At 76.9% G+C, this 13,182-nt stretch carries 14 protein-coding genes; 12 read left to right on the forward strand and 2 right to left on the reverse strand.

Translation table 11 applies throughout. The features are described 5' to 3' along the window. Window positions 1–21 precede the first annotated feature (21 nt). On the reverse strand, window positions 22–1,416 hold the full coding sequence (gene eccD, locus XF36_RS01365; protein WP_060710566.1) for a type VII secretion integral membrane protein EccD: 1,395 nt from the start codon (window positions 1,414–1,416) through the stop codon (window positions 22–24). Between the two features lie 118 nt (window positions 1,417–1,534). On the opposite strand from eccD, the gene XF36_RS35060 reads away from it, so the two are divergent. From XF36_RS35060 to XF36_RS01410, 10 genes are all read left to right on the forward strand, one after another. Next, window positions 1,535–2,947 (forward strand): hypothetical protein, encoded by a 1,413-nt coding sequence (locus XF36_RS35060; protein WP_349675524.1) that lies wholly within the window; start codon window positions 1,535–1,537, stop codon window positions 2,945–2,947. Then, a complete protein-coding gene (gene eccCb, locus XF36_RS01370) occupies window positions 2,868–5,402 on the forward strand; it encodes a type VII secretion protein EccCb (protein WP_349675559.1) in 2,535 nt (844 codons plus the stop codon). Before XF36_RS35060 ends, eccCb begins: the two co-directional genes overlap by 80 nt. Beyond that, window positions 5,399–6,718: a type VII secretion-associated protein gene (locus XF36_RS01375; RefSeq protein ID WP_060710568.1), complete on the forward strand. Its 1,320-nt coding sequence runs from the start codon at window positions 5,399–5,401 to the stop codon at window positions 6,716–6,718. Before eccCb ends, XF36_RS01375 begins: the two co-directional genes overlap by 4 nt. Before the next feature lie 157 nt (window positions 6,719–6,875). Beyond that, on the forward strand, window positions 6,876–7,178 hold the full coding sequence (locus XF36_RS01380) for a WXG100 family type VII secretion target (protein WP_060710569.1): 303 nt from the start codon (window positions 6,876–6,878) through the stop codon (window positions 7,176–7,178). A gap of 14 nt (window positions 7,179–7,192) precedes the next feature. After that, complete coding sequence (locus XF36_RS01385; RefSeq protein ID WP_043277023.1) at window positions 7,193–7,483, forward strand: WXG100 family type VII secretion target; 291 nt, start codon at window positions 7,193–7,195, stop codon at window positions 7,481–7,483. 234 nt (window positions 7,484–7,717) lie between these two features. Further along, entirely contained in the window at window positions 7,718–8,161 is a 444-nt protein-coding gene (gene rplM, locus XF36_RS01390; protein ID WP_020622762.1) for a 50S ribosomal protein L13, read from the forward strand. A gap of 29 nt (window positions 8,162–8,190) precedes the next feature. Next, the gene (gene rpsI / locus XF36_RS01395; RefSeq protein WP_060714326.1) at window positions 8,191–8,757 is read left to right on the forward strand and encodes a 30S ribosomal protein S9; all 567 of its coding nucleotides are present in this window, start codon (window positions 8,191–8,193) and stop codon (window positions 8,755–8,757) included. Window positions 8,758–8,768: 11 nt separating this feature from the next. Continuing rightward, on the forward strand, window positions 8,769–10,106 hold the full coding sequence (gene glmM, locus XF36_RS01400; RefSeq protein WP_060710570.1) for a phosphoglucosamine mutase: 1,338 nt from the start codon (window positions 8,769–8,771) through the stop codon (window positions 10,104–10,106). Between the two features lie 145 nt (window positions 10,107–10,251). Then, a complete protein-coding gene (locus XF36_RS01405) occupies window positions 10,252–10,527 on the forward strand; it encodes a hypothetical protein (RefSeq protein WP_145981226.1) in 276 nt (91 codons plus the stop codon). Continuing rightward, window positions 10,521–10,850 carry a hypothetical protein gene (locus XF36_RS01410; RefSeq protein ID WP_060710572.1) on the forward strand — a complete coding sequence of 110 codons (330 nt, stop codon included), beginning with the start codon at window positions 10,521–10,523 and terminating at the stop codon, window positions 10,848–10,850. Before XF36_RS01405 ends, XF36_RS01410 begins: the two co-directional genes overlap by 7 nt. A gap of 15 nt (window positions 10,851–10,865) precedes the next feature. Here XF36_RS01410 and XF36_RS01415 read toward each other — a convergent pair whose 3' ends face one another. Beyond that, the gene (locus tag XF36_RS01415) at window positions 10,866–11,654 is read right to left on the reverse strand and encodes an IclR family transcriptional regulator domain-containing protein (RefSeq protein WP_060710573.1); all 789 of its coding nucleotides are present in this window, start codon (window positions 11,652–11,654) and stop codon (window positions 10,866–10,868) included. Window positions 11,655–11,804: 150 nt separating this feature from the next. Here XF36_RS01415 and XF36_RS33105 point away from each other — a divergent pair, with 150 nt between their 5' ends. Next, window positions 11,805–12,593, forward strand: a complete 789-nt coding sequence (locus XF36_RS33105; RefSeq protein ID WP_202968465.1) for an MFS transporter — start codon at window positions 11,805–11,807, stop codon at window positions 12,591–12,593. A 2-nt stretch (window positions 12,594–12,595) separates the two neighbouring features. Continuing rightward, on the forward strand, window positions 12,596–13,159 hold the full coding sequence (locus XF36_RS33110; protein ID WP_202968466.1) for an MFS transporter: 564 nt from the start codon (window positions 12,596–12,598) through the stop codon (window positions 13,157–13,159). The last annotated feature ends 23 nt before the right edge of the window (window positions 13,160–13,182 follow it).

A 13,182-nucleotide genomic window follows, 5' to 3' on the forward strand; every position in this document is an offset into this window, starting at 1 on the left:
CGGGGTGTCGGGCCGGTCCGGTCACAGAGTGCGGACCAGGGAGAACAGGCCCATCGCGGCCAGCGCGGCGGGCACCGCGGCGGCGGTGAGGACGAGCTCGCACACGTCGAGCGCCCGGCGGGCCGGCGGCGACGGCGTCGCCCGCGCCGCCGCGGCCCCCAGCCCGACGGCGAGCAGCAGTCCGGTCGCCACGGCGAGCCGCGGCGCGGGGTCCAGCGCGAGCGCCGCCGGGACGGCGGCGGTGGCGACCGCGACCACCGCGGACCCGGTCAGGATGCGGGCCGGCGCCGGCTCGACGAGCGCACGGGCCCGCAGGAGCAGCACCGCCGTCGTCACCACCAGCAGCAGACCACCGGTCCAGCCCCCCGTCGCGGCGACGGCGCCCGCCCCGGCGGCGACGACCGCGGTGCCGGCCAGCGTCCCGGTGTGCAGCCCGCGGGCCAGCCCGGCCCGGGCGGTCAGCTCCGCGCCGGGCAGCACCTGCTCGGCGCCCGCGACGGAGTCGGCGTCGGTCGGGACCGCCGGGGCCGGGATCCCGGCCAGGCGCAGCGCCAGCCGCGGCAGCAGCGGCCCGGCGGCGAGCGCCGGGGCCGCGAGACCGGCGGCGACGGCCGTCACCGGGGCCTCCAGCAGCAGCCGGGCCAGCGCCGCCACGGCGGTCCCGGACGCGGCCAGGGCCACCGCGAGCAGGACCGGGGACACCGCCCGGGCGATCGCCTGGCCCGCGGCGGCGGCCAGCCCGGCCCCGGCGGCGGCGAGCAGCAGCGCCCCCGCCCCGGCCGGCCCTGGCAGCGCGGTGAGCCCGGCCGTCGCCGCGGCGGGAACCGCGCAGAGTGCGGCGGCGGTCGTGAGCCGGTCGTCGTGGCGGCCACGGTGGGCGACCACCAGCGCACCGACGGCGCCCGCGGCGGCGAGCGCGCACGCCCACGGCCGCCACACTCCATCCACCGTGGACAGCACGGCGCCCGCGGCGGCCGTCGCCAGGACCGCCGCCGCGGTGCCGGACCAGCGCGCCGTCCCGGCGGCGTCGGCCGCCTCGCGCACCGCCCCGGCGACGGTCTCGGCGGCGTCGTCGAGGACGGGGGGCGCGGGTGCCGGGCGCGGCGGGCCCAGGTGCAGCAGCTCGCCCTCGCGGACGCCGAGTTCGTCGAGGGTGGCCGCCGCGGGCAGCGGTCCGCCCGCGGGTCCGGTGAACCGCCACGCCTGCGGGGTGTCCGCGGTGGCGCGGCCCAGCAGCTCACGCACCATCGGGACCAGCTCGGCGACGGCGACATCGGCAGGCAGCGCCACGTCGAGCCGTCCGCGTGGGGTGTGCACCCCGACCCGGGTCCAGCGGCCGGGCACGGGCCCGGACGTGGCGGCGGACGTCGCGTCGCCGGGGTCGGTCGCGGCCGGTGCGGGCAGGACGGAGGTCACGAGCGGCTCCCTGACGGATCTCTCCGAACGGCCCCGGCGGGCCCGGGGCGGCTGCGAGTATCCGACGGCCGCGGTGTCGCCGTGGGCGTTCGGGAGAACCGTGAACGGGAGGCAGGCGATGGCGGGAACCGTCGGGATGCGACGTCCGCGGCGCTCGGTGCCCGAGCTGCCCGGCGGCGAGCTGGTGCTCGAACCGCCGCCCGAGCCGGAGCGCCCGGTCCCCGGCGGCCTCGTGCAACGGCTGCTGCCGCTGGCGATGGTCGGCGGCGCGCTGCTGTTCGTCGTGCTGGGGCGCGGGGACACGAGCACGTGGCTGTTCGGCGGGATGTTCGCGTTGTCCGCGCTGGGCATGCTGGCCGGCGGCGGCCGCGGCGCCGGAGCACGCACCGCGACGATGGACGAGGACCGCCGCGACTACCTGCGCTACCTCGACGTCCTGGGCGGGCGGGCCCGCGCGATCGCCGACGAGCAGCGGCACGCGCTGGAGACCGTGCACCCCGACCCGGCCGCCTGGCCGGACGTGCTCGCCGCGGACCGGCTGTGGGAGCGCCGCCCCGGCGACGACGACTTCGGCCGCCTGCGGGCCGGGCGCGGCACCCAGCGGCTCGCCACCCGGCTCACCGCACCGCACACCGGTCCGATGGAGACACTCGAACCGCTGTCCGCGCTGGCACTGCGCCGGTTCCTGCGCCGTTGGTCCACGGTGGACGATCTCCCGGTGGCCGTCGACACCCGAGCGTCGGCGACGATCTGGCTCGAGCCGGCCCCGGACGCCGCACCGGTGCTCGACCTCGCCAGGGCCCTGGTCGCCCAGTACGTCACCTGGCACGGCCCCGACGACGCGCGGCTCGCCGTCGTCGCACCGGGGGGTGCGGCCGCGCGCTGGGAGTGGGCAAAGTGGCTGCCGCACGTGGCGCACCCGCGTCGCACCGACGCGGTCGGGCCGGTCCGGATGATCACCGACGACCCGGACCGGGTGCGGCGCTGGTGGGTGGACGAGCCGTCCGCGGCCCAGCAGCACCTGCTCGTCGTGCTGGACGGGGCGGCCGACCCCCCCCGGTGCCTGGGCCGGGCTGCCCGGTGTGACGGTGCTGCGGCTGGGGCCCGCGGGCGGGCGCCGACCCGCGGCGTCGGTGCTGCGCCTGGCCGCCGGCACCGGGCCCGACGGCGTGCGCACGCTGCGCCGCGGCGGGCCCGGCGGCCGGGAGGTCGGTGTCCCCGACGGGCTCGTCGTCGCCGAGGCGCTGGCGCTGGCGCGGCGGCTCGCGCGCTATCGCCCGGACGGCACCGCCGACGTCGAATCGTCCGGTGTGGACAGTTCGGCGGGCGGGCTGCCGTCGCTGCTCGGTCTGTCCACGACGGACCCCGGCGGCGTCGCGGTGCTGCGGTCGCGACGGGGCCCCGCGGAGCGGCTGCGGGTCCCGCTGGGCACCGACGGCGGCGGCCGACCGGTGCTGCTCGACCTGAAGGAGTCCGCACAGGGCGGTGCGGGGCCGCACGGGCTGTGCATCGGCGCGACCGGCTCCGGTAAGAGCGAGCTGCTGCGCACGCTGGTCCTCGGGCTGGTCGCGACGCACACCGCCGACGAGCTCAACCTGGTGCTCGTCGACTTCAAGGGCGGCGCGACGTTCCTCGGGCTCGCCGGGCTGCCGCACACCTCCGCGGTGATCACCAACCTGGCCGAGGAGCTGACCCTGGTCGACCGGATGGCCGACGCGCTCGCCGGGGAGATCACCCGCCGTCAGGAGGTGCTGCGCGCCGCGGGGAACCTGTCGTCGCTGGCCGAGCACGACACGCTGCGTCGGGACGGGGCGCCGCTGGACCCGCTGCCGTCGCTGCTGGTCGTCGTCGACGAGTTCTCCGAGCTGCTCGCCCAGCGGCCGGAGATGATCGACCTGATGGTGACGATCGGCCGGCTCGGCCGTTCCCTCGGGATCCACCTGCTGCTGGCCTCGCAGCGCCTGGAGGAGGGCCGGCTGCGTGGCCTGGAGTCGCACCTGTCCTACCGGATCGCGCTGCGCACGTTCTCCGCCGCGGAGTCCCGCGCGGTGCTGGGTGTGCCCGACGCGCACCTGCTCCCACCGACGCCCGGCGCCGCGTTCCTGTCCGCGGGCACCGACGAGCTCGTGCGCTTCCGGGCCGCCTACGTCTCCGGCCCGGACACCCCGCGCCCCGCGCGCCGGCGGGCCCCGGGGGCGCCGCGGGTCGCGCTGCCGTTCCGCGCGGACCCGGTGGCGCTGCCCGCCTCGGCGCAGCTCCCGGCGCCGGACCCCGAGCCGGCACCCACCGGCACCGTTCTCGACCGCATCGCCGAGGCGGTGTCCGGGCCCGGCCCGCGCGCGCACCGGGTGTGGCTGCCGCCGCTCGCGGAGCCGCCGCCGCTGCCGGTGGTGCTGGGCGACCCGCTGGTCCGGACCGGGCGGGGGCTGTGTGCGCCGGGGCCGGTGGGACGGCTGGCCGCGCCGATCGGCCTGGTCGACCGGCCCTACGCCCAGCGGCGCGACCCGCTGGTGCTGGACCTGTCCGGCGCGGCCGGGCACCTCGCCGTCGTCGGGGGGCCGCGGTCGGGGAAGTCGACCGCGCTGCGCACCGTCGTCACCGCGCTCGCGCTCACCCACACCCCGGCCGAGCTGGGTGTGCACGTGCTCGACCTGGGTGGCGGGACCCTGGCCCCGCTGGCCGGGCTGCCGCACGTCGGGACCGTCGCCGACCGCCGCAGCACCGACCTGGTGCGCCGGGTGGTGGCCGATACCGTCGCCGCCGTCGACGAGCGGGAGCAGCTGTTCGCCGCGCACGGCGTCGCCGGGATCGAGGAGTTCCGGGCCCGGCGCGCCGCGGGCGGCTTCGTCGAGGTGCCCGCCACCGACCTGCTGCTGGTCGTCGACGGCTACGCGGCGCTGCGCGCCGGGTTCGAGGACCTGGACGAGAAGCTGACCGCGCTCGCCGCCCGCGGGCTCGCCTACGGCGTGCACCTCGCGCTGTCCGCGGCCCGCTGGGCCGAGATCCGGCCGGCGCTCAAGGACCAGCTCGGCAGCCGCGTCGAGCTGCGGCTGGGCGACCCGTCGGACTCCGAGGTGGACCGGCGTCGTGCCGCGGCCGTGCCGGCGCTGCCCGGGCACGGCCTGTCCGCCGACGGCGAGGCCACCGTCCTCGCCGCGCCCCGCCTGGTCCCCGGCACCGACCCCGCCCGGGCGATCGACGACGCCTGGGACGGCCCGTCGGTCGGCCCGGTGCGGCTGCTGCCCGCCCGGATCGAGGTCGCCGAGCTCCCGCCCGGACCGGGCCGCGGGCCCGCGCTCGGCGTCGACGAGGACCGGCTCGCCACCGTCGAGCTCGACCCGGACGAGCCGCACCTGCTCTGCTTCGCCGACTCCGGCGGCGGCAAGACGACGCTGCTGCGGACCCTCGCCCACGGCATCGCCGCGCGGTGGACGCCCGACCGGGCGCGGATCGTCGTCGTCGACCACCGGCGGACGCTGCTCGGCGGGATCCCGCCGAGCCACCTGCTCGCGCACACCTCGACCGCGCTGGCCACCACCGACGCCTGCGCCGAGATCGCGGGCTCCCTCGGACGGCGGCTGCCCGGTCCGGACGTCACCCCGGCCCAGCTGCGGGAACGGTCCTGGTGGAGCGGACCGGACGTGTGGCTGCTCGTCGACGACTACGACCTCGTCGTCCCCGCGGCCGGGTCGACCGGGACGCACCCGCTGCTCACACTCGCCGAGTACCTGCCGCAGGCCCGCGACGTCGGGCTGCACGTCGTCCTCGCGCGGCGCACCGGCGGCGCCGGGCGGGCGCTGTTCGACCCGGTCCTCGGGCGGCTGCGCGAGCTCGGCGCCCCCGGCCTGGTCGGCTCCGGCAGCCCCGACGAGGGTGCGCTGCTGGAGAAGGTCCGCCCCGGGCCGATGCCGCCCGGGCGCTGCGTGCTCGTCGACCGGCGTGCCGGGGCGCGACGGGTGCAGCTGGCCTGGACCGAGCCGGGGTGAGCGGCGTCGCGGTCGCCGTGCACGACCGCCGCGACGCGGTGCTGCTCGCCGCCGCCGACGCCGGCGGGCTGCGCCTGGTCGCCGCGGCCCAGGCCGGCACACCCCCGGCGACGGCCGTCGCGGACTTCTTCGGCGACGATCCGCCCGGCGTCGTCGTCCGGGTCGGGACGACGGCGGGTGGCGCCTTCCCCGGAGGTCCGCGGGTGCTGGTGGTCCCCGCCGCGGTCGCGGTGCTCGCGGCCGAACCGGAGCTGCCGGACGGGCCGGTCCTGGTCGTCGACGACGACGGCGCGACCCTCGTGCGCGACGGGGTGCCGGAGCCGGTGGGGGAGCCGGGCACCGACCTCTCCGACCTCTCGGACCCCGCGGGTCTCGCGGCGCTCGTGCGGGCGACCGGTGCGGAGCTGGTCGTGGTCGCGGGGACGGTCGGCCCGCTCCTCGTGGCGGACGCCCCGGACCGGCGCGCCGGGTCCGGTGCCTGCCCGGTGCTGCCGTGCCCGGTGCGTGTCGCCGGGCTACGCCCCGCCGGCGGCGAGCCCTGGGGGCCGGAGGCGGCGGCGGTGGTCGGTGCGGCCGTGCTCGGGGCCGGTGTGTCCACCGACACCTGGCCGGGCTCGGGCCCGGGCACCGAGGCGGGCCTCGGGCCGGGCGCCCAGCTCGGTCCGGCCCCCGGTGTCGACCCCGGTCCCGGCCAGGGCGCCGGCCGCGCCGCCCCCTGGCCCGGTGACCCCGGTGCGGGAGCGGGCCCGGCGGAGCCGGGACCGGCCGGGGCACCCGTCCCCGCCACCCCACCCGCGGACGGCCCGGACCGGGCCCGTGCGGCGATCGTCGTCGCCGGGGTGCTGGGCGCGGTCCTGCTCGGCGCCGGGCTGCTCCTGGCGGGCCCGCGCCCGGCGCCACCGGCCGGGGCGACGGTCGTCCAGTACGGCTACGCCGCCACCCTGCCCACCGGCTGGGAGCACACCGGCGGCGACCCGCAGCGTCGACGGGTACTGCTCACCCCGGTCGGCGGCCCGGACGGCGCCGACCTGCTCGTGCTGGAGCGCAGCCCGCTCGGCTACGACGCCGGACGTGAGCCCGACCGTGCCCGTCGCGAGCTCGCCGCACTGGTCGGCGGGAAGGGCCCGGCGACCGCACTGGTCGGCGGGCGGCCGGTCCTGCGGTGGAGCGAGGACCCCGGCGACGGGACCGTCGTCGACTGGCACGTCGTGTTCGACGGCTCCGACCAGCTCGTCGCCGGGTGCCGCAGGCCCGCGGCCGCACCGGTCGCGCCCGCCTGCGTCGAGGTCGTCGCCTCGCTGCACCGGGTGCGGTGACCCGGGCGGCGTTCCCGGTCGCGAACGGTCCGCGCCGTTCGGCCACGGCGGCCGGGCCGCCCTGCCACTGTGCGCGGGCCGGGGACACCGCGTCCCCGGGCCCGGTCGGCCGGACACCCGACCGGCCGGGCGACGGGACGGGGACGAGGTGGGGTCCATGGCCGACGGGTTCGGTACGACGACCGAGGAGATGGTGCGCGCGGCGGGCCAGGTGCGGGCGGTGAGCGACGCCGTCAACGGCGAGCTCGCCCGCCTGCGCAGCCAGCTGGGGCCGCTGCAGGGCCAGTGGTCCGGCAGCGCGGCGACGGCGTTCGCCCAGCTGATGGCCAAGTGGGACACCGAGGCGCGGCGGCTGAACGAGGCGCTCGGCGCGATCGGTGAGCAGCTCGGAGGCACGGCGACGACGTACCGGCAGCAGGAGGACCAGAACCGCACCGCCATCACGTCGGTGCTCGGGTGAGGGGGAGCTACACCGTGGGATCCGAGATCAAGGTCACCTTCAGCGCGCTCGAGCGGGCGTCGGCCGACACCGTCGCGACGACCGCGCGCATCAACTCCCAGCTCGAGGACCTGCGGCGCTACCTGGCGCCGATGGTCGGGGCCTGGACCGGCGACGCGGCCACCACCTACCAGGCGTCGCAGCAGAAGTGGGACACCTCGGCGGCCGAGCTGACCACCACCCTGGGCACCATCGGGAAGCTGGTCGGCCAGGCCGGTCAGAACTACCGCGACACCGAGCAGGCGAACCGGGCCCGGTTCGCCTGACCCCCGGGTCCGGGGGCCGGACGACCCCCTTGCGTCCGCCCCCGGAACCGGCGGGTACGCTTGGCTCTCGTTGTGCAGCGGTGGAGACCCGCGGGCGCCGTCCTCCGGCGACAGCGGCGGGATCGAGCGTCCCTCCGGCGTCCACCAGCAGCACGCTGAGGAACCAGAGACTAGAGAGTGGGCCGGAACCCGTGCGGACGGCCCACCAGCCGAGAACGACGACGAGGTAGATCCGTGCCCACGTACAGCCCCAAGCCCGGCGACATCCAGCACGCCTGGCACGTGATCGACGCCGAGGACGTGCGCCTCGGTCGGCTCGCCACCCACGCTGCCACGCTGCTGCGCGGGAAGCACAAGCCGACCTACGCCCCGCACGTCGACAACGGCGACTTCGTGGTCATCGTGAACGCGGAGAAGATCTCGGTGTCCGGCAACAAGCGGGCCGACAAGTTCGTCTACCGCCACTCCGGCTTCCCGGGTGGCCTCCGCCAGCGCTCCGTCGGCGAGATGATCGACAGCCAGCCCGACCGCCTCGTCGAGAAGGCGATCAAGGGCATGCTGCCGAAGAACCGCCTCGGCCGCGCCATGGCCAAGAAGCTGAAGGTCTACGCCGGCCCGGCGCACCCGCACGAGGCCCAGAAGCCGCAGCCGTTCGAGATCAAGCAGGTCAGCCAGTGACCACCCCGAGCAACGAAGAGGGACAGCCCGTGACCAGCCCCGAGAACGGACCCGACGAGGTCGTCGACGCGGTCGAGACCGAGGGTGCGGCCGCCGAGGCGACCGAGACCGAGGCCGCCGAGACCGAGGCCGCCGACGTCGACTACACCATCGGTGACGCCGCCGACTTCGACGCCGACGAGTTCGCCGCCGAGGCCCCCGTGCTGGGCGACCGCCCGGTCCAGACCGTCGGCCGCCGCAAGGAGGCTGTCGTCCGCGTCCGGCTGCTGCCGGGCACCGGCGGGTTCACCCTGAACGGCAAGCCGCTCGAGGTGTACTTCCCGAACAAGCTGCACCAGCAGATCGTGAAGGAGCCGCTGGTCCTCGTCGAGAAGACCGAGCGCTTCGACATCTTCGCCAACCTCAAGGGTGGCGGCACCGCGGGCCAGGCCGGCGCTCTGCGTCTGGCGATCGCCCGTGCGCTGGTCGAGCTGGACTCCGAGGACCGCCCGCCGCTGAAGAAGGCCGGCTGGCTGACCCGTGACGCCCGCGCCGTCGAGCGCAAGAAGTACGGCCTCAAGAAGGCCCGTAAGGCGCCCCAGTACTCCAAGCGCTGATCGCACACCGGATGCCTCGTCTCTTCGGAACCGACGGCGTCCGGGGCCTGGCCAACGGCGAACTCCTCACTCCGGAGTTCGCCGTTGGCGTCTGTGCCTCGGCCGCCCGCACGCTCTCGAACGGCTCCGGCCGCCGGCCCCTCGCGGTCGTCGGGCGCGACCCCCGCGCGAGCGGCGAGATGCTCGAGGCCGCGGTCGTCGCCGGGCTCACCTCGGCCGGTGCGGACGCGATCCGGGTCGGCGTGCTGCCGACCCCGGGCGTCGCGCACCTGGTCGCCGAGACCGGCGCCGACCTCGGCGTGATGATCTCCGCGTCGCACAACCCGATGCCCGACAACGGCATCAAGCTCTTCGCCGCGGGCGGCCACAAGCTGCCCGACGACGTCGAGGACGCGATCGAGCAGCAGCTCGCCGAGGGTCTCGGTGCTCGACCGACCGGTGACGGCATCGGCAGGGTCTGGGACGCGCCCGACGCCACCGACGTCTACGTCGCGCACCTGCTCTCCGCCGCACCGGGCTCGCTGTCCGGGCTGCGCGTGGTCGTCGACTGCGCGCACGGCGCCGCCGCGCTGGCCGCGCCGGAGGCCTACCGGCAGGCGGGCGCCGACGTGATCGCGCTGCACGCCGAGCCGGACGGTCTCAACATCAACCACGGCGTCGGGTCCACCCACCTGGACCTGCTGCGGTCCGCGGTCCTCGAGCACGGCGCCGACCTCGGCATCGCCCACGACGGTGACGCCGACCGCTGCCTGGCCGTCGACGCGACCGGTGCGGTCGTCGACGGTGATCGGATCATGGCGGTGCTGGCACTCTCCATGCGCGAGGCCGGCGAGCTCGCGCACGACACGCTCGTCGCGACGGTGATGAGCAACCTGGGCCTGCACATCGCCATGCGCGAGGCCGGGATCACCCTGGACACCACCAAGGTCGGCGACCGCTACGTGCTGGAACGGCTGCGCGAGGGCGGGTTCACCCTCGGCGGCGAGCAGTCCGGGCACGTGGTGCTGCCGGGCCACGCCACGACCGGCGACGGTCTGCTCACCGCCCTGCGGCTGATGTCGCGGGTCGCGCAGACCGGCACCCCGCTGGCCGAGCTGGCCTCGGTGGTCACGGTGCTGCCGCAGGTGCTGCGCAACGTGCCCGTCGCGGACAAGGACGCGGTCGCCGCGTCGGCGGACGTGGCCGAGGCCGTCGCGAAGGCCGAGGCGGAGCTGGGCGACACCGGCCGGGTGCTGCTGCGCCCGTCGGGCACCGAGCAGCTCGTCCGCGTGATGGTCGAGGCGCCCAGCGAGGACGAGGCCGACGCCGTCGCGGGCCGGCTGGCCGGGATCGTCGCCGCCGCGCGCTGACCGACGCAGCCGATCGGGGCCGTCACCCACACCGGGTGGCGGCCCCGACGTCGTCCGGGTGGCCTGCCGCGACACCGGTTCGCGATGGCGAACCGGATCCGCGCGTCCGGGCCCGCCGGCGCGGGCCCGTCGCCATGCTGGGGCGATGCGACCGGAAGTGCGGCGGGACCCCGATGCGCTGGACCGCGCGGCCCGCGGGCTGGCGGACCTGGCTGCCGGGCTGGCCGAGGCCCCCGTGACCGGACCCGGTGACGGGGACCGCGCGGTCCGGCTGCGGCGGGTCGCGGACGAGCTGGCGTCGCTGGCCGACGCGGCCCGGCGCGCCGCGGTCACCGCCCGGGTGGCGGACACCGCCGCGGCCACGGCGTTCCGGGACGCCCCCGATCTCCGGCCCGGCCCCGGCGGGGCGGGACCGTGCTGACCGGCGGCCGGGACGCCGGCGCCGCGGACCAGGCCATGGCCCTGCGGGCGCTGGTGGACCGGCTCGACGACACCGCCGGTCTGCTCGCCGGGATCCGCGCCACCGTCGCCGCCGCGTGGGACGACCCGGCCGGGGAGGCGGTGACGGCCCGGCTCGACCTCGTCGGCCGTGAGGTGGGCCGGCTGGCCGACGAGGCCGCGCGCGACGCGACCCGGGCGGAGGACGCCGTCCCCGGCATGCGGCTGCCCGGTCTCACCGGGACGCGCGTCACCGACCGCCGCGGTCCCGTGGCCCCCTCGCTCGCCGGCCCGTACGAGCGCTGAGCAGGCGGAACGGCCTCAGAGGTCCGAGGCCACCAGGTCCGCCTCGATCCCGGCGGCGGCCTCCAGCAGGCGCGGGAGGTGCCGCCCGGTCAGCTCCTCCCGCGAGGCCACGCCGACGTGGGTGGACACGTTGACCGCGGCGATCACCCGGCCCGACCGGCTCCGCACCGGCGCGGCGATCCCCCGCAGGCCGTCCTCGATCTCCCGTTCCACCAGCGCCCAGCCCTGCCCCCGCGCGGCGACGACCGCCTCGCGCAGGGCCGCCACGTCGCGCACCGTGTGGTCGGTGCGCCGCTGCACCGTCACCGACGCCAGGTGCGCGTCGAGCTCGTCGTCGGGCAGGCCGGCCAGCAACACCCGGCCCATCGACGTCGCCCACGCCTCGTACCGGGTGCCGACGGTGATGCGCAGCCCGCTCAGCCGGGAGCTCTGCGCCAGGGCCAGGTACACGACGTCCGGCCCGTCGAGCTCGGTGAGCGACGCGGTCTCCCGCAGCTCGTAGGACATCGCCTGCAGGTGTGGCAGCGCGACGTCGACCAGCGACAGTCCGGACAGGTAGGCGTAGCCGAGCTCCAGCACCCGCGGCGTCAGCTCGAAGCGGTCCCGCCCCGAGCGGCGCGCGTAGCCGAGGTCGACGAGCGTCAGCAGCAGCCGCCGGGCCGTCGCCCGGTCCAGGTCGGTGCGGGACGCGACCTCGCTCAGCGTCATCGACGGCGTGTCCGGCCCGAACGCGCGGACCACCCGGAACGCCCGCTCCACCGCCCGCACGAAGTGGCGTTCCTGGCCGGCCGGCTCCGCCGTCATCGGACCCCTCTCCCGTCGGACGCCCGACCCTACCGGCGGGCCGGAGGCGCCCCGGTCTTGCGGCGAGCGCTCGGCGCGCCGTACGGTTGTGCGCACAGCACACGAATGTGCGCATAGCGCACAACGCAGGGACGCGTACAGGAGAAGGTCATGACACAGGTGTCATCAGCCCAGCCGCCGGGCGCACCGGCCGGAGCACGGCGTGCCGCTGCCGGCTCGTTCGTCGGCGCCGTCGTCGAGTGGTACGACTTCCTCCTCTACGGGGTCGTCGCCGCACTCGTCTTCGGCCCGCTGTTCTTCCCGAGCGAGAGCCCCACCGCCGGCGCGCTGGCCGCGTTCGCGACCTTCGGCATCGGGTTCCTGTTCCGCCCGCTCGGCGGGATCGTGTTCGGCCACCTCGGCGACCGGATCGGCCGCAAGCGCACCCTGGTCTGGACGATCGCGATCATGGGCATGACGACGGCGGCGATCGGCCTGCTGCCGACCTTCGACCAGGTGGGCTACCTGGCCCCGGTCCTGCTCGTCGCGCTGCGCTGCGTGCAGGGCCTCGCCGTCGGCGGGGAGTGGGCCAGCGCCGCGCTGCTCGCCGTCGAGCACGCCCCGAAGCGGTGGAAGGCGCTGTACTCCAGCGGTGTGCAGGTCGGCTACTCGGTCGCGCTGCTGATGGTGAACGGCTTCGTCGCGATCCTGGTCGCGGTCATGAGCGAGACCGCGTTCGAGACCTGGGGGTGGCGCATCCCGTTCTTCTTCGGCCTGCTGCTGACGCTGGTCGGGCTGTGGATCCGGTCCGGCGTCGACGAGTCCGAGACGTTCAAGAAGGCTGCCGCCGCGCAGGCCGCGGAGCCCGTCGAGAAGCAGAAGCTGCCGGTGCTGGAGGCCCTGCGCCGCCACCCCGGCGCCTTCGTCAAGACGTCGCGCTGCGTCTGGCCGAGCTGCTGACCATGTACATCGTCGTGACGTTCGCGCTGGCCTACGCCACCGAGCAGTACGGCTTCACCCGTGGCTTCATGCTCGGCGTCGGGCTGCTCGTCGGCGGGCTCGGGATCATCACCATCCCGCTGTTCGGCTGGCTGTCCGACCGCTACGGCCGCCGCCCCGTCTACCTGGTCGGCGCCGTCGTCGCGGTACTCGCGTCGGTGCCGTTCTTCGTCGCGATGGAGCAGGGCTCGGCGGTGCTGCTGGTGCTGTGTGCCGTGCTGCTGGTCAACATCGGCCACGACGCGATCGTCAGCGTGCAGCAGCCGCTGTTCACCGAGATGTTCGGCGCCCGGCACCGCAACAGCGGCGCGGGCCTGGGCTACCAGCTCGCCAGCGTGGTCGGCGGCGGGTTCACCCCGTTCATCGCGACGGCGCTGGTCGCGGTCGGCGGCGGCAGCTGGTACCTGGTCGCGGCCTACCTCTGCGGCGGCTGCCTGATCTCGCTGCTCGTCGCGTCCTTCATGAGCTACGCACCGCACGCCGAGAGCGAGGAGGCACCGGCCACCCCGGTGGCCTCGCGTTCCTGACCGCACCCGACGACCCGGGAGAC

Source organism: Pseudonocardia sp. HH130629-09 (assembly GCF_001294645.1).
GTDB lineage: Bacteria > Actinomycetota > Actinomycetes > Mycobacteriales > Pseudonocardiaceae > Pseudonocardia.

Coding starts and splice junctions, on each gene's coding strand:
- XF36_RS35060 (WP_349675524.1), top strand. CDS start 1,535: ATGGCGGGAACCGTCGGGATGCGACGTCCGCGGCGCTCGGTGCCCGAG.
- XF36_RS01380 (WP_060710569.1), top strand. CDS start 6,876: ATGGCCGACGGGTTCGGTACGACGACCGAGGAGATGGTGCGCGCGGCG.
- glmM (WP_060710570.1), top strand. CDS start 8,769: ATGCCTCGTCTCTTCGGAACCGACGGCGTCCGGGGCCTGGCCAACGGC.
- XF36_RS01405 (WP_145981226.1), top strand. CDS start 10,252: ATGCGACCGGAAGTGCGGCGGGACCCCGATGCGCTGGACCGCGCGGCC.
- XF36_RS01415 (WP_060710573.1), bottom strand. CDS start 11,654: ATGACGGCGGAGCCGGCCGGCCAGGAACGCCACTTCGTGCGGGCGGTG.
- XF36_RS33105 (WP_202968465.1), top strand. CDS start 11,805: ATGACACAGGTGTCATCAGCCCAGCCGCCGGGCGCACCGGCCGGAGCA.
- XF36_RS33110 (WP_202968466.1), top strand. CDS start 12,596: ATGTACATCGTCGTGACGTTCGCGCTGGCCTACGCCACCGAGCAGTAC.